This window comes from Pseudoalteromonas denitrificans DSM 6059 (genome assembly GCF_900112265.1).
GTDB classification, from domain to species: Bacteria; Pseudomonadota; Gammaproteobacteria; order Enterobacterales; family Alteromonadaceae; genus Pseudoalteromonas; species Pseudoalteromonas denitrificans.
The window spans coordinates 4101-22596 of sequence record NZ_FOLO01000074.1 but is presented as its reverse complement, the minus strand read 5'-3'; the positions used below and the strand labels follow the sequence as shown (position 1 = coordinate 22596).

Sequence of the window (18496 nt, the reverse complement as noted above, 5' to 3'; positions counted from 1 at the left end):
ATATTAATTCTATTTTGATGTAGTGTTTGGTTACCCAGTAACCTGTCAATGCGTTTAATACCGTATTTTTCAATTGAGCTATTTGACTGTGCTAACGCTCTACCGATAGAAGTTAAACTCAGTCTTGCGCCATGTTTAACTGCATCAACAGCTTCCATTAATGACTGTTTAATTCGTTTATCAAATTTAATTGGATCTATCATATTTAGTGTGGATAATGTCATTTGATGTCTGTATCTGTTAGGTTTGTTTTTTGGCGAAAGTATATTTAACAGATCACAGGCATCACTTCAAAAATTTGTGGGGATCCTTAAGCCTAAAGGCCAACCTACAGAATGACGAATCTTGTAGGTGATGCTTTGACTACATGGATGCAGTTACCAAAGCAATGCAGTAACAATTATTTGTAGGTGAGACTTTGCCTACAGGGATGTTGGTACTAGGGCAATGCAGGAGCATATTGCCGGCAGCCTTACTCTTTAAAAACCCTAAACAGTTAGCCTAAAGGCCAACCTACAGAATTACGAATCTTGTAAGTGATGCTTTGACTAGATGGATGCAGGAACAAGAATCACGCAGGAGTAATTGCCGGTATTCTTACTATTTTATTTTATGGATGCAGTTCTAGAGCAATTGCCAGTATCCTTCAATAATGATGACAAACGTAGACGGGGCTTTAACCGCGTAGTAATGGCTTAACCCTTAGTAGTATAATGAATGGAGCTATTACCAGTAGCCATTCTAAATGAGTTTGGCCTTTACTTTATATTCACGGGTCAACCTGAAGGCTAACCTATAAAACATTTATTATTGAATTTAGCCCAACTTCACCAAAATTATCCATACATCACAAAGCTAAAAACAAACCCCTAGTACTGGTCTATTATTCATTCCAACAGCTAGTGACAACAACGACTAGCTATTAAATCTAAAAAAATATAAAGGGAATATATTATGAATGCTTCAAGCAATAGCGAATTATTAGTAACTTCAGTATTAGGCAGCATGGTAATGAGTGTTTTAACTTTTAATGGTATGGCATCAGCTGTCGCAGTTGGATCAGTGATCGCAGTAACTGTAATGAGTACAACATATGCATTAACATCAAATAATGAAGGAATAAACTTGAGGAAACTTAATACAAAACTTCAATCTTGAAACACCGCTAATTATCGGTGTTTTTTGTTTTATAAATCAGTATTTAACCAGCACCAGTAAATTTGTTGTAAAAGCTTAGAATAATTTACACCTACCCAATAACGACATCACAATCTGGCAATAAATTAATGTACTCGCTTTGTAATGCTTTTTTAGCATAATCATCGCCATGAACTATTCGAATATGTTGTGGCTTATGGCGCATACGTTTTACAAAATTGATTAAACCTGCTTGATCTGCATGGGCTGAATATCCAGATATTGTATGCACACCGGCATTAATTTTAATTTTTTCATGATTCAAAAACACATAACCACCACGGGGCCCATATTTTTGAATATCACGCCCAGGAGAGCCTTTAGCCTGATATCCTACAAAGATAACATCGGCGGTTTTATCCGGTAAAAAAGCTTCTAAGTAATTAACAATACGGCCACCCGCACACATGCCACTGGCTGCAATTATAATGGCTGGTTTATTACGTTTAGCTAAATACTCAATGGTTTGCATATGTTGCTGGTGGCTATCAACAGTATACAGCTGATTAAAATCTAAAGGGTGACGCCCAGAATGCACTTTACGACGGGCCTCTTTATCCCATAAATCCTTAAATTTTAAATATAACTCAGTAAAGTTAGCAGCCATAGGCGAATCAACAATTACCTCAATAGATTGCCAAACAGAACTCACATTACGTTGTGCATAAATAATTTGCTCTAACTCATATAGTAACTCTTGGGTTCTACCGATACTAAAAGCAGGAATAAGCACTACACCATTATCACTCACTGCTTTATCAATCAGTTGCTTTAACTGTTTACTGCGCTCTTTTCGTTTAGCATGGTTTTTATCGCCATAGGTAGATTCAATCACTAAAGTGTCTGCGCGATAGGGCGCTTTGGGGGCAGGCAATAAAGGTGCATATGGCGCGCCTAAGTCACCACTAAAAACAACCCTATGATTATTGGGCCGTTTACCAAGTTCAATCTCAACATAAGCACTACCTAAAATATGCCCCGCAACCTGAAATTTAGCCTTAGCAGTTTTAAAGCTATCAATGTCATTTTCTGAACTGATAACAGGTAGCTCAAACCATTTTTTATAATCTACTGCAACAATTTGACGTTTAAGAAGCTTTAAAAAGGCATTAATCATTTGGCTATTACGAGTAACGCCCACCTTTAATGCATCTTCAATCACCATAGGTAATAAACTGGCAGTCGCGGTAGTACAAAATATAGGGCCTTTAAAACCCGCTGCTAACAGGTAGGGTATTCGACCAACATGATCAATATGGCAATGGGTAACAATTAAAGCGCTCACATTACTGATATCAAATTGGATTTCTAAAGAGTTACCACCAGCACTTGATGCTTTTTCATCTCCTTGAAAAAGCCCGCAATCTATCAAAACCGAGGTTTTATCGTTTATGTTTAACTGATGACAAGACCCTGTAACGCCATTAACCGCACCATGATGTATTATGTTCATAGATAATCCTTTATCTTCTATTATTATGAATTTATGCTACGAATAAATATATTATAAAAATAACAATTTTTTGGTAAACACATAAATGAAAACACTTAAATCTTTAATAAAATATAGCAAACATAACTCATTAGAGTATTTACAAGGGTATATTTGTGGCCTTGTGTGCTCACCGTACGAATATAATTTAGACAAGTTACTAAAACAGCTCTTTAACGCGTTGACCCCTAAACAAAAAGACGATATTCAAAGTGTAATAGATTACTCAGTGATAAAGCTTAATACTGACTTTGAGTTTGGGGTGTTTAAACTGCCTAAAAAGTGTGTGCTGTCTGTCAAAGATTATAAAGAAAGTTTGCAACCAAACACGCCACTAGTGGACTGGTGTAATGGTGCTTTACAAGGTTTAAAACAAATTAATAAATCCAAGCTTAAAAAAGATCAAAAACAGATATTAACTGAATTAGAAAATGAATTAATAACATTTACTAGTTTAGAAAACGCTCAACATCAATTAGTTAATTCTGGGGAAATGTTTGAGCGTTTTTTATATGATAAAAAGAGAAGCTTGAGTACTCAAATTCACAATTTACGATTTGAATTAGACGAATTAGAATGTCTAAGCCAAGAAGATTTTTTTGATGATGAAGAAGAGTTTTTAGATTTCATGACTGAACTCGATGAAGAACCAGACGAATTTGAAGAGCTTCTTAATAACATACTATTAGACACTAATATCACTGTAATTCCATTAATAAACGATATGATAGCTGATATTGAACGCATTCAAATTACAAAAGAATTTATTGAGCAAAATACCGGTGTATTTTGGTTAATGGAAGAAACACGATCATATATGCTGTTATGTGCCCACAGAGCATACGTATTAGCAAAACATAAACAATACGACCCTGCAATTGAACAAATGCAAACCCTTTTAAAGCTAAACCCAAATGATAACCAAGGTGTGAGATATACACTAACCAACTTACTTTGCATAACAAAAAACTGGGATACACAGATACAATTAGAGCAAGATTTTCCTGATGAATTCATTAATTTTACAGCTACAAAAGCACTTAGGTTATTTGCCCAACAAGGAGATAGCAAAGCAGCCCAAAAAATAAAAAAACAACTAAAAAGTGAAAACAAACATTTTATGAAAATACTCACAGGCCAAGAAAAAGTAGCTGAATTAAATGAATACTTTCAACCTGGTGATAAAAGTGAAGTATCTATGTATTTAGATTGTTTTGGCAAAGAAGCATGGTTAGCCAATGAAGGAAGTCTATTTTGGTTAAGAAAAAAATAAAATTACAATGTATTAAGTTTATATTAAATATTTACAAAAAAAATCGAGAGATATAGCAATAGGTAACAATTAAAGCACTTACATAAGAGTTATCCAATTTTATTTAGAGATAATTCTTTATCTGTAAAAAGTAGATTAATAAATTAGTAATAGAAGTTTATGAACAGAATTCATTAAATATAATTATTTTTATTGCCCGTTTATCATCAAACAAAATAACAAATTAAAATAAACAATAAACTAACCTCATATATCTAAATCACCAATATGTTTAATATACAATTAAGTACCTGCTTTACAGACTTGATCTAGCTCATAAAATTGATACTTTTGTATGCAATTTAAAATGAGATACAATAACTTCAATAAAAACGGCTAGTTATAAAATTAATGATGTGATAAGTTAGACTCTTGAGTCAATGCACCAAAGTGCAAAATGGAATAAAACTCAGTAATTAATCTATTTGCTGCCAGTAGTTAAAGGACAAAGCTTGAATACCAACAACATCTATTACAATCAAAACGCCCAAGCTTTTAGCGATTCAACATTTAGTGTTGATATGCAGCCTTTATATAATGAGTTTTTACCTTTAGTATTTGCTGGTGGCTATATACTTGATGGTGGTTGTGGCAGTGCCCGCGATGCCAAAGCATTTAAAGCCCAAGGTTTTAAAGTAACGGCTATTGATGCAAGTGAAGAGCTTGTAAAAATTGCATCACAATATTTAGAGCAAAAAGTAGAGCTTAAAACCTTTCAACAAATAAACGACATAAACAAGTTTGATGGCATTTGGTGTTGCGCTAGTTTATTACATGTTCCTTTGGATGAATTAGATTCTGTATTTACCAAACTCTCCACTGCATTGAAAACAGATGGTGTTTTATATGTATCGTTTAAATACGGCGAGCCGAAAACAACACCACGAGAACACAATGGTAGAGAGTTTACTGATCTTAATGAGCAAAGCTTAAATAATTTATTAGCCAATCAACAAAACCTACAGTTGAATAAAACATGGATCACAGGAGATAGACGAGCAGGGCGCGAAGGCGAACAGTGGTTAAATGCGATAATTGTCAAAAACCCCAAACAGCAAAACACAACACCTGTAGGTGAGACTTCAGTCTTACAGAGCAAATAACCTGTGAACTTAAACACTCTCACGCAACTCAACCCCGAAGCGTTTTGCGATGCCCAATTAAATCAATATAACTATATATTTGTTGATCAAACAAACGCAGGACGCTTGTATATAAAACAAGGTAGTCCAGCCGTATTTGTTGACACTACTTTATTTTGCTTAAACGCTAAAGACTATCAATATGTTGATTATACGAGCTATCAAAATCAACAAATGCATAAATACCAAGGTTTATATCGCTTTGTATATGATACCAATGCATCAGTTGAAGTTGCTCAAAACCAATTTAAACAAGAACTCGAAATATTTTTAGGCTCAGAAGAACATCACAGCGATAACATAAAACGTTTTGGTAGTGATCGCAGCGAAACACATAGTGAATCAACTGCACCAGAATACAATTTCTCGGCATTGTTTGAGCAAGTATTTGGCTCTAAATATTTATACGCACTGCAAGCCGAAAGTAAATATATAGATAGCAAAGGACACTTACGCTATATAGATTTTATGCTTAGTCGACACAACAGTAAATGCCAAGGCAAAAACACCCAAGCGACCAATAATATTGCCATCGAACTAAATGGTGAGCGTTATCATCACCCCTTAATAACAGGTATAAAACAATATCGCTCACAGCTATTTAAACAAAATTCACTGATTTACGATGGCTATTTGGTTTATCGCTGGTCACTTAGAGGCATGCAAGACGAATACAAATTTAGCGACCAAATGCGAAACTACTTTGGCGATGCCAAAAATTTCGCAGCTTCACCAAACTACCTAGCGCAGCGTGCCGTAGCGTATCAGCCAATGCTGCATCAAGAAGATGCCGTAGATAAAATAAATCAACAACGCCAAACCGGTAAAAATACTTTTTTAGTGGTATTACCCACAGGCACAGGCAAAACCGAAGTCTTTATTCAAGACTTAGCAGCACAAATAGAGCAGGGCGAATGCCAAAATGCCTTAGCCATTGTGCCAAGCACCGCATTAAAAGATCAGTTACAAACACGCTTAGCCCAAAGATTACCAAATTTAAGCGTGGGTGAGGCAATACATAATAAAAACTTAAATGTAGTAGTACAAACCAGTGCCTATTTGTTACGCCATTACCATACATTAACAACCAATCAGTTTGACTATATTTTAGTAGACGAAGCACACCGCGCCGCTGCTGTTGGCTTACGTAAAGTAATAGAACATTTTGAACCTAAAACCTTATTAGGTTTAACAGCAACCGATGAGCGCCTAGACGAACAAAAACTACAAGATATTTTTGGCAGTTACCAAGTCGACTTAACACTAGAGCAAGCAATTAACAAAGGCTTAGCACCACAAATACGTGCCTATCGGCTTGAATCGAATCTCTATTTATCAAAAGTGCGCTTTAATGGTAAAGACTTTGTAAAAGCCGATTTAAACAAAACGATTTTAGTGCCATCACGTGACCAACTGATTGTAAATTTACTTAATAAATACTTTGCAGAGCCGCTCATTAGTGGGCAAAACTTAAAGCAAGGTGTTATTTTTTGTACTGACGTAAAACATGCAAAACGCATGGCAAAATTAATGAATCAACACGGCATAAGCGCACAAGCGGTACATGGCCTTGATCGAAAAGGACTAGATGCCTACCAACAAGGTAAAATACGTTTTTTATGTGCCTGCGATTTATTAAACGAAGGTTGGGATGCACCGCAAACCGAAATTTTGGTAATGGCTCGGCCAACCATGTCAAAAGTGCTGTATACCCAACAATTAGGGCGCGGCACACGCAAATACCAAGGTAAAGAAGCCTTAATTGTAATTGATGTAGTCGATAGCTATGGCGCAGCATTGCAACCTTGGTCAGTACACAGCTTATTTAACTTTACCAGTTACCAGCCTTTTGCCAATTTAGTCAAAACTGAATTTGCCGCACCGGCATACGAAATACTCGCCCTAGATCATTTATGGGAAGGTGAGCGCCGAATCGAAAAAATAAACATATTCAATTTCGAAAAAGAGTTTGGCGACTTACTAAACGAAGAACAACTTGCCCGCGAGCTATTTATATCAACCAGTACCGTAAAAAATTGGGTGAAAAAAGGTGAAGTGCTACCTGCCAAAAGCCACGACTTTGGTAAACAAAAATTACATTACTTTAGCCAAAACCAATTAAGTGAAATAAAACACAGTAAAAACATAAAAGAGCGCACCGACGATACCCGCCGCGATGACTTTTTTGAATTTTTAGAAAAACGCGATTACGCCTTTTCATACAAAATTGTATTTTTACTGAGCTTTATCAGTGAATGTAATGCCCAAGGCGAGGTAGAACTAACAAAGCTTGCGGTCAAATATCAAAACTTTTACCAGCAGCTACACCAAAAACACGGCAAAGCCGAAAAACCAAACAACCCATTAAACGACTTAACGCGTTTAAACGATACTGCCTACATCACCCGTAGTTTACTTGCTAACCCGTTCGAAAAGTTCGAGCGTAAACGCTTTGTTTATCACGCAAAAGACTTAAACATCGTCGCCTTTGATCCCGTTCTGTGGGAAAAGCTGACACCTGAGTGTTTTGAACGGATCAAAAAGCAAATGGAGCAGGATGGAAAGGACTATTTTGGGAAGTTTGGGGTTGAATTTGTTTAACAGTAACCATGATGTCTATTATTTTTATTTTAGATAATTAGCAGTTAACTGAAATTAAAGAGAAAAGATTAAAAAATAATAAAAATATACAGTTGATTTTTAGGGTAACTATAGAAATCTTCATAGTTGGAAAAAAGTGAAAAGGAAATTTAATATGGGAAAGCATGTTAATTTAGATGCAATGTTTGGTCGTGAAGATTTTGCGTGTGAGGATAACGGCCTTACAAGTTATGACAAAATTGATAAAATATCAGTACGTTCTTTAAAAAGCTTTGCAAGGGTTTTGAAAAAGCCTGATTTTCAAAGAGAAACTAACCATTGGACTCCTCACCAAGTGGCTTATTTACTTGAATGCTACGTAACTGGTGATTTAATACCTTCTGTAATTTTATGGCAATCGAACAGTAATATTTTTGTTATTGATGGGGGCCATCGTTTAAGTGCTTTAAGGGCTTGGGTTGAGGATGATTATGGTGATAGGCATCTTTCTCAAAAAATGTTTGGTAATGAAATATCACGAGATCAAATTGAAGCAGCTGAAAAAACTAGAAAGCTTGTTGAGGAAAAAATAGGAAGTTGGGAAGACTTTGAAAAGCTGGCTGAACTTGAAGATAATGAGTTAACAGATAAACAAAAATCTATGCATCATATTGTTGAATCAAGAGGGTTATCTATACAATGGGTATCTGGTGACGAGGAAAAAGCGCAGGCCTCTTTTTTTAATATCAACATGAAAGGAACACCACTAGATGATTTGGAAGAATTATTATTGAGGCATAGAAAAAGGCCTGTTGCTATTGCTGCAAGAGCTATAATTAGAGCTGGAAAAGGGCATCGTTATTGGTCTAGATTTGATAATGAAAAAGGAAAGAAAATTGAAGAGATTGCAAAAAGATTACATACTCTTTTGTTTGACCCTGAAGTTAAAAGTCCAGTAAAGACACTGGACTTACCACTTGGTGGTGCTAAAGGTTTAAGGACTGCGATTAAAGTACTAATAGAATTCATTTTAATTTCCATAAAGAATCAAAAAAATATGTGTCCAGAAATTAAAGACCATGATGAGGATTTAGATGGACAAGCAACTATAGATGTGCTTTTGAAAGCAGAAAAATTAGCAAGTCGAATAACAGGAAATATAAAAGGGAGTTTAGGATTACATCCCGCTATATATTATTATGGACCGTCAGGTAAACATTCTAGTCCTATGTTTTTAGGTACTATGTCATTAATAGCATCGAAATTAGCAGTCAATGATAAAGATTATTTTAAAAAGTTTACTGAAGTGCGGTTAGGACTAGAGTCAACTCTTGTTGAGCATAAGACTTTATTGGCTACATTAATTCAAAAACCAATGAGTTCTAAACGTGTTCAACATTATCAAGATATTTTAAAAGAGATAATTGATGCACTTTTAGCGAATCAGCAAGTTACTGAAAATAAATTAATTGAACTAAGTGGGATGACTGGCAAGGTATTTGAAGGGACACATAAAACTACTTCATCGAAAATTTCGGCTGATATAAAAAGTAGAGTTTTTATACATACGGCCTTGAAGTCTGCGATTAAATGCCCTCAATGTGATGGTTTCATAGATACCGAGAAGTCAGTATCTTACGATCATAAAAATCCAGTTCGTAATGGTGGTTCGAGTTATTCTGGAAATATACAGTTGATGCACCCTTATTGTAACCAAAGTATTAAATGTTAAATTTAGCCCTGTTTAGGGCTAAATTCAGTTATTATAAACGTTTAATATGCTTTAGCATCAAATTAGCAACAGCTTCAAAAACAGGCGCTACAACAGAATTTCCAAACTGCCTGTATGCTTGGGTATCTGAAACTGGTATTTTAAAATTAGATTCTCCAGGTTTATCAAAGCCCATTAACCTTGCACATTCCCTTGGAGTTAATCGGCGTGGGCGATTTAATTGGTTTAATTCATTATGAAAGTCTGTTTCCGATAATTCCATATCCCAGTTTTTATGATTTATTAAAATTTCAGAACCATCTTTATGGTAACGTGCAGACAAAGTTCGTGCTATAGCATTTTTATTATTTGGGTTTACCAAGCCAAAACCAAAGCCATTACCTTTGGCTTTATGTTTTTTTGCATAATTATAAAGATACTCCCATAACTTGGGTGTTAACGTGTACTTAGGATCTACTTCAGAATCTAAAATATCAGAAAAACTAGGTTTAACTTTAGGATGTTTTAAATCTTTAAGGGTAAAGTTTTCTGATATGTTTAAATCTCTTCTGAATCCAACTAAGACAATACGTTCACGGTGCTGAGGTGTGAAATTTGCTCCATCTATTACTTTAGGATCTTTAGTTCCAGTATAAGTAGTGTCAGCAATATCATAGCCAAGTTCATCTAACGTATTCATGATAACTTTAAAAGTTTTACCTTTATCATGGCTTTTAAGGTTTTTAACATTCTCTAATAAAAAAGATTTCGGTTTTTTTACTGCGATAATCCGAGCAACGTCAAAAAATAAAGTGCCTTGTGTTTCACATTCAAAACCATGTGACCTGCCTAATGAATTTTTTTTAGATACACCAGCTAGAGAAAAGGGCTGACATGGGAAACCTGCTAATAAAACATCATGGTTAGGGATATGTTTATTTATATTTTGATAAGCTTCTTGTTCACTTATGCTGTCGTCTTCGGATAAGGTAATCTCACGGATGTCCTCATTAAAAACGTGTTTATTAGGTTCTGAGTACCAATTTGCTTTATATGTTTTCACTGCAAACTTATTCCACTCACTAGTGAAAACACAGCGACCGCCTATTGATTCAAATGCGTTTCTGATACCGCCAATTCCGGCAAAGAGATCAATAAAATCAAAATCAGGATTATCAAAGTGTTTAGGGCGTACTGGAAGCAGCTTAAATAGGTGTATGTACTCATCATGAGTTAATTTTTCTTGTGCTTTACCATTACGCCAACGGTTAATTCCTTCTCGGTTCCATTTCTCAGGTGAAATTTGATTTAAGTGAAGTGCAATTTGTTTTTGGTCATATATTTCAAGTACTTTTTCAAGTAATTGTAAACCTTGACTATCCGGAAGTTGATGCATTTATAATCTCTGGGTCTTCTCTGTGACAACTTGTCACTAATTTGACCCAGATACTACCTGTCTATAAAAACAGTATCAAGCTAATATTTAGTTTTTTGGATTTATTTATTGGTTTACATGTAAAACATATTTAATATATTGATTCTTATAATGTTAGAAAGGAATTTCTATGAAAGAAGCTATTTATAACTCGGACTTAGCGAAAGCATTAAATTTAAATGATTTGAAAAAGATTTTTGCTGATTTAAATTTTGAGAGTTTATTTTTTAAGCGGTTAGCTCCGAATGATAATAGTAAAAATCAACCTTATTTAGCTCGTCATTTAACAGATTTATCCTTTTTACCAGTTGGTGAACTGGTTGGTTCAACTTCAACTTCTAAAAAAAGGACTAAACATAATATTAAATTTAGTGCGCCAATAAACTTTTATTGGTTATCCCCCAAAAAGGAGGTTTTTAAAGCACCTAAAGCACAAGTTATATATTACCCACAATATCCGGAAGTAAGATTATCTGGATTTTTAAAAGGTGCAGCAGTAAATATTAGCGACTTGATGGACCCATATAAAAATGGCCGTAGCGAGGGTAGAGTATTATTTCTAGGTGTTCGTAAAAATGATGTTTTTGCTTATTTAGCTTCTGGTGATAGCTGTATATCAAATGAAATCAATAGTAAAAATTTATTATTACAGAATGGTATGTTTGAGCAGATAAATTTAAATCGTTCAATATTAAATGAAGTTAATGAACAAAGAATAAGGTATGAACCTGTTCAGAGTAAATTATACTTATTGAAGGAATTACAAAGAATTCATAAGCTCGGATGGATTAATAGTAAACGATTAAATAAACATGGTGAAGCTATTGAATATACGGCAACAAATGGTGGTGGTTATACACTTGAAGCAGAATTAGGTATTACTCCTAATGGTTCTCAAGATCCCGACTTTAAAGGTTGGGAAGTTAAACAATATGGTGTTGCTAAGTTTGACTCTAAAGCGTCTAAAGCTTTAACTTTAATGACTCCTGAGCCTGATGGAGGCATATATAAAGAAAGTGGAGTTATTGATTTTATGAATCAATATGCTTACCCAGATAAAAAAATTGAAAATCGTTTGAATTTTAATGGAAAACATATAGCCAATAAAGTTAATGAAAAGACAAAATTAGAGTTTGTGATACATGGTTTTGACTCTGTAGGCCAAAAAATAACAGATCCTAAAGGCTATATTGGCTTAGTTGACTCTAATGGTAAGATTGCAGCAAGTTGGAGTTTTGCGAAACTTATTACTCACTGGAAGAATAAGCATAATAAAGCAGTTTACATTCCATCAATTAGTCGGATTGAAAGTAATAGAAAACAATATAGTTATAGTCGAATAGTAAGCTTATTTGAAGGGTGTAATATAAATAAGCTTTTGAGTGCTTTTACTTGTAGTGTTATTTATTATGATCCAGGTATAAAATTAGAAAATATAGATACAGATAAGCCTAAGTCAAAAAGACGAAGTCAATTTCGCGTTAAATTAAATGACTTAAATAAACTTTATGAGAAAAATGAAAATTTGGATATTTTATGAATGGTGGCTACTACGGGATTTGAACCTGTGACCCCATCATTATGAGTGATGTGCTCTAACCAGCTGAGCTAAGTAGCCAATTTATGAATGGCTGGGATACTAAGATTTGAACCTAGGAATACCGAGATCAAAACCCGGTGCCTTACCGCTTGGCGATATCCCAATTATTCACTACTTAACTAATTTTTTGATTATTTTAATTCTTATCGAGAATATGGTGCGGAAAGAGAGACTTGAACTCTCACATCTTGCGATACTGGAACCTAAATCCAGCGCGTCTACCAATTCCGCCACTTCCGCATATATTTTTTCATTCTAAAAAGATGGCTGGAATACCAGGATTTGAACCTGGGAATGCCGAGATCAAAACCCGGTGCCTTACCGCTTGGCGATATTCCAACTATTAACATAAAGTAAGTTTCACCCTCACTAAGTTGGGCGCATTATGCTTACGACTTATCTATTCGTCAATGTATATTTTTTTATTTATGATTGATTGGTTGTTAATCATTCTCATTCGTCATTTTTTATGACCAAAATCGATGATTTTAGTATAGTAGTCTGTTCTTCAGTCAAAGAATCTGCTGATTTTAGTTGGCGATAATATACTGAGTAATTAACTGCTCGTAAATGCCAATTTGTTGCATGTTTTTGTTATGCCTTGCTGATTGTATTAAATCAGAGTAAATCCATTTTTTTTAAATATATCAGAAGGTAAGCAATATTTCATAGATATTATTCATGGTCTTTATATATAATGTGTTTTTATGTAAATAGGTTTAAATTGGACTTTTATCATGGACGAAATAATTTCAGGTGCTTTAGCTATTATTATTTTAGTATCTGGTACGTATGCAGTTTTGTTTGCTTTGTATTTTAATATCAAAAATCATGAAAGAACGGCTCGGCTTCCTGTTGATCGAACAAAATTGATCCGTGTTGCTGGTTATGGCCTTAATAAACAAATAAATGAAAAGGCAGTAGATATTTTAGGTATTACATTTGGCGCTACAGTCTGTATTTTAATGCCATTTGCCTTTAATGGGCTTAATCAATTTATTAAAAATCATGAAGTGCCATATCTGTTTATTATCATAATAATCCCTTGTATTGCTTATAGTATGAAAAAATCGTGGAAAACTGCTACAGAATTAAGGAAGCTTAAATTAGGTTACGACGCTGAAATAGCCTGCGCTTCAGAATTAATATATTTGCAGTCATCAGGCTACCAAGTTTTCCACGATGTTCAGGCTGATGGTTTTAATATTGATCATTTAGTAGTTGGAAAAAATGGTGTTTTTGCTATTGAAACTAAAGGCAGACATAAAAGAATAAAAGATAAAGAAAATGGTAATAAAGATTACCTGTTAGAGTTTGAAAACAATGCGTTAAAATTTCCTTCTTGGGTTGAGAAAAAACCAATCGAACAGGCTAGTAACCAAGCAAAGTGGGTTCAAAAGTGGCTAACTCAAGCTGTTGGTTCAGAGGTGAAAGTATTACCTGTTTTAGTATTTCCTGGTTGGTATGTTGCCTTAAAGTCTAAACCACCTTTTGCCATTATTAATCACAAGCAAATAGCTAAAACGATTCCAAGTATTAATGGTATGTCACTCGATCAAACTCAAATCAATGCAATATGTTATCAAGTAGTCCAACGTTCAATGAATGGTGATAATAAGGCTTAATAAAATGAAATGGATTTCAATTTTAGTATTTCTAATTCTTAGTTCCTTACCTTCAACTGTATTAGCTTCAGCCTATTGTGATTCTCTTGAAAAAGAGCGTGAGGCTATAAAAGCGGAATTTAGAAAAGGCTATGATAAATATTTAAGTGAAAAGTTAAGAGTTCGTGATACCTATTTATTCAATGAGCAAGCAAAGAATTGCAATGGCAGTGATGATAAAAATAAAGTAAAAGATCTGACTTGGTATTCAAATCCAAAGTCTAAAGCGCAAATCAAAAAAGATTGGAAAATTTTAAATAAAAAATTCCCTACTATGTTTGCAAATAATAAAGTATACGATGGCGAAAAAGGCTCTGCTTGGTTAGCATTTTATACTTTACCAAATAAGTGTAGGGCCAAGTCACTAGATATGAATACTTTTGTTTGGTGTAGTGAAGATAAAACATCTCAAAAGAAAAAGTTCGAAAAATTTTGGGCTTCTGGCTTTAAATCTAAAAATGATTATTTAAATAAGCTAGCAAGTAAGGGCTCAAATGTAACTTATTCATCTAATTCAAACCAAGAATCTTTAGGTCGTAATGTAATCACTAAAACTCAGGGGTTATCACTCAGTAATGCATCACAAGCAAACTTTGGGTTAGATGCATTAACATCATCTATTTTAAAATACTGGTATGGTCTTGCAGTAATTATCATTGGCGTGTTTTTTATTATTCTTTTTATGAGAAAACAGGTTTCAGAACCAAATTTAGAGCATGTTAAAATTGAACCTGATTTTGATGAAAAAACGATTGCTAATATTTCTGAGTCAGCTTCTTTTTGTCCTTTTTGTTTATCTAAAATTATAACCACGCTTGATAATGAGTTAATGACTAAAACATTAATTTGTAGTGATGCACCTAAGTGTAACTTTTTAAAGGTAGAAGAGTCTTAAAAAATATGATGAATCAAAAGAATATGTTTTATAAAGAATGCTATCGTCAGCTTTATAACTTATTAAATGATAAGAAAAAAGGTATTGATTTAAAAGACCGTGAATCTAAACTACAAGGTTTTATTGCTGCTGGAGATTTTTTGAAATTAATTACCAGAGCTGAGGTTACAGCTTTATATAATAAAGCACATTTTGAAATATTTAATGAATCTGTTTCTAATCGCAATGAACGAAAAAAAGCAATGCAAAACCTTAAAGCAGGTAAAGGGGAAGCTTATTTTGAAATTCCGGCAGTTTTAAGAAATAATTAGTTTGGTTTAATTGTGATTTTCATGCTCCTGCATTGCTCTAGTACCAACATCCATGTAGGCAAAGCCTTACCTACAGGAGAGTTGTTGTTTATTTGTAGACTGGCTTTTAGGCTAATGATTTAGGTGTTTTAGTTGGGTCTAAAATAGTTTTTTGAAGGTCATTACTAGTACAATTTATAATTACATTAATGAGTAAGCCTGAAGCCTCATCTACAAATAATTGCTCCTGAATTGCTCTAGTACCTACATCCATGTAGGCAAAGTCTCACCTACAGGAGAGTTGTTCATTTGTAGATTGGCCTTTAGGCTAATGATTTAGGTGTTTTAGTTGGGTCTAAAATCGTTTTTTGAAGGTCATTACTAGTACAATTTTATAATTACATTAATGAGTAAGCCTGAAGCCTCACCTACGAGGTATTTGATTTTTGTAGATTGGCCTTTAGGCTAATGGTTTAGGTGTTTAAATAGAATGATGTTTTAAAGAGACTTAAAAATACATATCTACATTTGGTTTTTAATGTAACCATTTGAGCTTCAGGCCGCTTTTACACTTTATGTTTGAATCGTTATACTTGCCTCGAATTTTTAACCTATAAAGAGCAATACTGTGGTAAAATCCATATCATTTAAGTCATTCACTGATCCAAATGCACTCAAAAGCATCATTGCAATAACACGTGACTGGGTGATGATTATTGCTGTGGCTGCTTTGAGTATTTATCTAGACAACTGGCTGGTATATTTGTTGTCAGTTTGGATCATCGGGATATTTCAGTTTGCACTGAGTGAGGCGATGTTACATGAAGCTTCGCACCATAACTTGTTTAAAAACAAAAAATATAATTACTGGGGTGAGCTATTTTATGGTTTGCCTTTTGGTATCACAGTTAAACAATTTCAAAAAGAACATACACAACATCATACTCAGCTAGGCCGGCATGGCGATCATTTGGTACAAGAGTGCTCTGACTTAGGGGTTTTTAAGCCCGGAGCAAATATGTTTTGGTTATGGTTTGTCAAGCCTGTTTTGGGTATTGTTGGTTTGTATTATTTTTCAATTATGAGCCTTAAACCTTGGCCAGAAGGGCGAAAAGTTGTTGCTTTTTGGCTGGTGGTGATAAGTGTGTTTTATGTACTCGACAGCTTAATGTTGTTAGTGTTTTATTGGGTAATTCCTTTTATTTGGGCTTGCAGTAGTTTTCTTTATTGGTCAGAGATTGAAGACCATGTTAATACCCGTCACGGTACTCGCTCAAACCTCAGTAAAGTATTCAATTGGCTAAGCCATAATAATGGTTATCATTATTTACATCATAAATATGCAAATATCCCTTTTTACAATTTGCCGCTTGCATATACAGCGCTTTTAGCCGGAGAAGGGGATATTTCAAAAGGTTTTTTAGATACCTATCAACAACTTAAAAGCCCTTTACCTGATAATGAACTAGCTTATCCAAAGCCTGAAATGCGTAGTGGTGTTAAGTCATAAACCCTAATTAGAATAATAGCCAAGTTAATGGCTTGGCTATTGAGTAAGGTTAATGGTAATACGTTTTTATGATTACATAAATGAGCAAGGCTGCCGGCAATATGCTTTTAGTCAATTTTAGAGTTTATGCCTTGTAAGGCTACTGGCAATATGCTCCTGCATTGCTCTAGTACCTACATCCATGTAGGCAAAGCCTAACCTACAGAGAAGTTGTTGTTTATTTGTAGATTGGCCTTTAGGCTAATTTTTAAGTTTTTAAGTTTTTAAGTTTTTAAGTTTTTAAGTTTTTAAGTTTTTAAGTTTTTAAGTTTTTAATTTCAGATTTTTATTTCCTATTATAAAAAACGAACACTACTGCCACTTATTGTCAGTAGGTGCTGTTAATCTTAATTTCAGTAAATAATGATACTTTATTTTAAGGAAAATATAATGATTGGATATATTACTCTGGGTACGAATGATTTGCCGCAAGCTGTTGCTTATTATGATGAAATTATGTCATTACTTGGAGCCGGTAGATTTATGGAAGAGGAGCGCTTTGTTGTTTGGTCAAAGTCTCCCGACTCAGTTGGCTTTTCAGTGATAAAACCTTTTGACGGCAAATCAGCAACAGTAGGCAATGGCTCTATGATAGCTTTACAAGTGCAAAGCAAAGAAATGGTACATGAAGTTTATGACAAGGCTATTGAATTAGGTGGTACAGACGAAGGTAAGCCGGGCTTTCGAGGTGGTAATTTTTATTGTGGTTATTTTCGTGATTTGGATGGCAATAAATTAAATATATTCCACATAACCGAAAATGAATAATTTACAAATTTTGAATTAAATTATTAAGTCAATTAGTTTTACCTGCCTGCCATCGTTTTGTTAATGATGGGGACTGCTTTATTTCATTTGATGATATATAAGGTATTTGGCATTTTAAGCCATTTTAATTTACATACATAATATTGTTTCACAAACAAAAAAGGTAAGACACTTGTCTTACCTTTTGGCCATTTAGATATAGTTTAAATGGGCGTTAACTCAGCTTTTTATATAAAAAGTTATAGAGCTACTATGTTTTCTGCTTGTGGGCCTTTTTGACCTTGAGTAACAACAAATTCTACTTTTTGGCCTTCAGCTAAGGTTTTAAATCCGTCACTTGTGATTGCACTGAAATGAGCAAAAACATCTGGACCAGATTCTTGTTCGATAAAACCGAAACCTTTTGCTTCGTTAAACCATTTAACTGTACCAGTAGTTGTATTAGACATAATAATAATCCTATTTTTTAAAGTATTGAGTACCTATGAAGGCGGTGTTGCTGGAAGTCTTACTGTTACTTATAAAAAACAGAACGAGGAACATAAAATGAATCTTCGAAATGATATAGCATAAATATACTGCGTGCTTTCAAACTGAGCGAATTATATACAATGGCATTTTAAAGTAAAGCTTTTTGTTTAAATAATGAACAGTGCTGGGTTTGGTTATTTGTAGATTGGCCTTTAGGCTAATGGTTTAGGTGTTTAAATTGAATTACATAAATGAGTAAGGCTGCCGGCAATATGCTTTTAGTCAATTTTAGAGCTTATGCCTTGTAAGACTGCCGGCAATATGCTCCTGCATTGCTCTAGTACCAACATCCATGTAGGCAAGCCTCACTTACGGGATGTGTAATATTGG

The 18496-nt window shown here is 34.2% G+C and carries 15 protein-coding genes, 4 tRNA genes and 1 pseudogene; 11 read left to right on the top strand and 9 right to left on the bottom strand.

Annotated elements, in window-relative coordinates:
• Positions 1 to 224: pseudogene (locus BM088_RS24695) on the bottom strand (hypothetical protein); the annotation flags it as partial.
• Between the two features lie 730 nt (positions 225 to 954).
• On the opposite strand from BM088_RS24695, the gene BM088_RS24690 reads away from it, so the two are divergent.
• Positions 955 to 1158, top strand: coding sequence for a hypothetical protein (locus BM088_RS24690; protein WP_091991213.1), 204 nt, complete (start codon positions 955 to 957; stop codon positions 1156 to 1158).
• Positions 1159 to 1249: 91 nt separating this feature from the next.
• On the opposite strand, the gene BM088_RS24685 is transcribed toward BM088_RS24690, so the two are convergent.
• On the bottom strand, positions 1250 to 2650 hold the full coding sequence (locus BM088_RS24685) for an MBL fold metallo-hydrolase RNA specificity domain-containing protein (RefSeq protein ID WP_091991210.1): 1401 nt from the start codon (positions 2648 to 2650) through the stop codon (positions 1250 to 1252).
• 85 nt (positions 2651 to 2735) lie between these two features.
• Between BM088_RS24685 and BM088_RS24680 the strand changes: the two genes are divergently transcribed.
• From BM088_RS24680 to BM088_RS24665, 4 genes are all read left to right on the top strand, one after another.
• Positions 2736 to 3962, top strand: coding sequence for a UPF0149 family protein (locus BM088_RS24680; RefSeq protein WP_091991207.1), 1227 nt, complete (start codon positions 2736 to 2738; stop codon positions 3960 to 3962).
• 491 nt (positions 3963 to 4453) lie between these two features.
• Positions 4454 to 5104: a class I SAM-dependent methyltransferase gene (locus BM088_RS24675; RefSeq protein ID WP_245763915.1), complete on the top strand. Its 651-nt coding sequence runs from the start codon at positions 4454 to 4456 to the stop codon at positions 5102 to 5104.
• A 3-nt stretch (positions 5105 to 5107) separates the two neighbouring features.
• Positions 5108 to 7744, top strand: a complete 2637-nt coding sequence (locus BM088_RS24670) for a DEAD/DEAH box helicase (RefSeq protein WP_091991204.1) — start codon at positions 5108 to 5110, stop codon at positions 7742 to 7744.
• 154 nt (positions 7745 to 7898) lie between these two features.
• A complete protein-coding gene (locus BM088_RS24665; protein WP_091991202.1) occupies positions 7899 to 9455 on the top strand; it encodes a GmrSD restriction endonuclease domain-containing protein in 1557 nt (518 codons plus the stop codon).
• A gap of 31 nt (positions 9456 to 9486) precedes the next feature.
• Here the strand turns inward: BM088_RS24665 and dcm are convergent, their stop codons facing one another.
• On the bottom strand, positions 9487 to 10830 hold the full coding sequence (gene dcm / locus BM088_RS24660) for a DNA (cytosine-5-)-methyltransferase (protein ID WP_091991199.1): 1344 nt from the start codon (positions 10828 to 10830) through the stop codon (positions 9487 to 9489).
• A gap of 169 nt (positions 10831 to 10999) precedes the next feature.
• Here dcm and BM088_RS24655 point away from each other — a divergent pair, with 169 nt between their 5' ends.
• A complete protein-coding gene (locus tag BM088_RS24655) occupies positions 11000 to 12409 on the top strand; it encodes an MvaI/BcnI family restriction endonuclease (protein WP_091991196.1) in 1410 nt (469 codons plus the stop codon).
• A gap of 1 nt (position 12410) precedes the next feature.
• On the opposite strand, the gene BM088_RS24650 is transcribed toward BM088_RS24655, so the two are convergent.
• From BM088_RS24650 to BM088_RS24635, 4 genes are all read right to left on the bottom strand, one after another.
• Positions 12411 to 12487 (bottom strand) — tRNA-Met (locus BM088_RS24650).
• Between the two features lie 10 nt (positions 12488 to 12497).
• A tRNA-Gln gene (locus BM088_RS24645) sits at positions 12498 to 12572 on the bottom strand.
• A 52-nt stretch (positions 12573 to 12624) separates the two neighbouring features.
• Positions 12625 to 12709, bottom strand: a tRNA-Leu gene (locus BM088_RS24640).
• Between the two features lie 24 nt (positions 12710 to 12733).
• Positions 12734 to 12808: transfer RNA gene (locus BM088_RS24635), tRNA-Gln, on the bottom strand.
• Positions 12809 to 13206: 398 nt separating this feature from the next.
• On the opposite strand from BM088_RS24635, the gene BM088_RS24630 reads away from it, so the two are divergent.
• From BM088_RS24630 to BM088_RS24620, 3 genes are read left to right on the top strand one after another with little or no spacing between them, the layout of a single operon-like run.
• On the top strand, positions 13207 to 14094 hold the full coding sequence (locus tag BM088_RS24630; RefSeq protein ID WP_091991194.1) for a nuclease-related domain-containing protein: 888 nt from the start codon (positions 13207 to 13209) through the stop codon (positions 14092 to 14094).
• Between the two features lie 4 nt (positions 14095 to 14098).
• Entirely contained in the window at positions 14099 to 15028 is a 930-nt protein-coding gene (locus BM088_RS24625; RefSeq protein WP_091991191.1) for a hypothetical protein, read from the top strand.
• Positions 15029 to 15033: 5 nt separating this feature from the next.
• The gene (locus BM088_RS24620; RefSeq protein WP_143085157.1) at positions 15034 to 15339 is read left to right on the top strand and encodes a hypothetical protein; all 306 of its coding nucleotides are present in this window, start codon (positions 15034 to 15036) and stop codon (positions 15337 to 15339) included.
• Positions 15340 to 15445: 106 nt separating this feature from the next.
• On the opposite strand, the gene BM088_RS27430 is transcribed toward BM088_RS24620, so the two are convergent.
• On the bottom strand, positions 15446 to 15592 hold the full coding sequence (locus tag BM088_RS27430) for a hypothetical protein (protein ID WP_177208169.1): 147 nt from the start codon (positions 15590 to 15592) through the stop codon (positions 15446 to 15448).
• Positions 15593 to 15946: 354 nt separating this feature from the next.
• On the opposite strand from BM088_RS27430, the gene BM088_RS24615 reads away from it, so the two are divergent.
• Positions 15947 to 16828, top strand: coding sequence for a fatty acid desaturase family protein (locus tag BM088_RS24615; RefSeq protein ID WP_218156557.1), 882 nt, complete (start codon positions 15947 to 15949; stop codon positions 16826 to 16828).
• Positions 16829 to 17257: 429 nt separating this feature from the next.
• Positions 17258 to 17635, top strand: a complete 378-nt coding sequence (locus BM088_RS24610) for a VOC family protein (RefSeq protein ID WP_091991186.1) — start codon at positions 17258 to 17260, stop codon at positions 17633 to 17635.
• 239 nt (positions 17636 to 17874) lie between these two features.
• Here BM088_RS24610 and BM088_RS24605 read toward each other — a convergent pair whose 3' ends face one another.
• Entirely contained in the window at positions 17875 to 18084 is a 210-nt protein-coding gene (locus BM088_RS24605) for a cold-shock protein (protein WP_091991183.1), read from the bottom strand.
• Between the last annotated feature and the right edge of the window lie 412 nt (positions 18085 to 18496).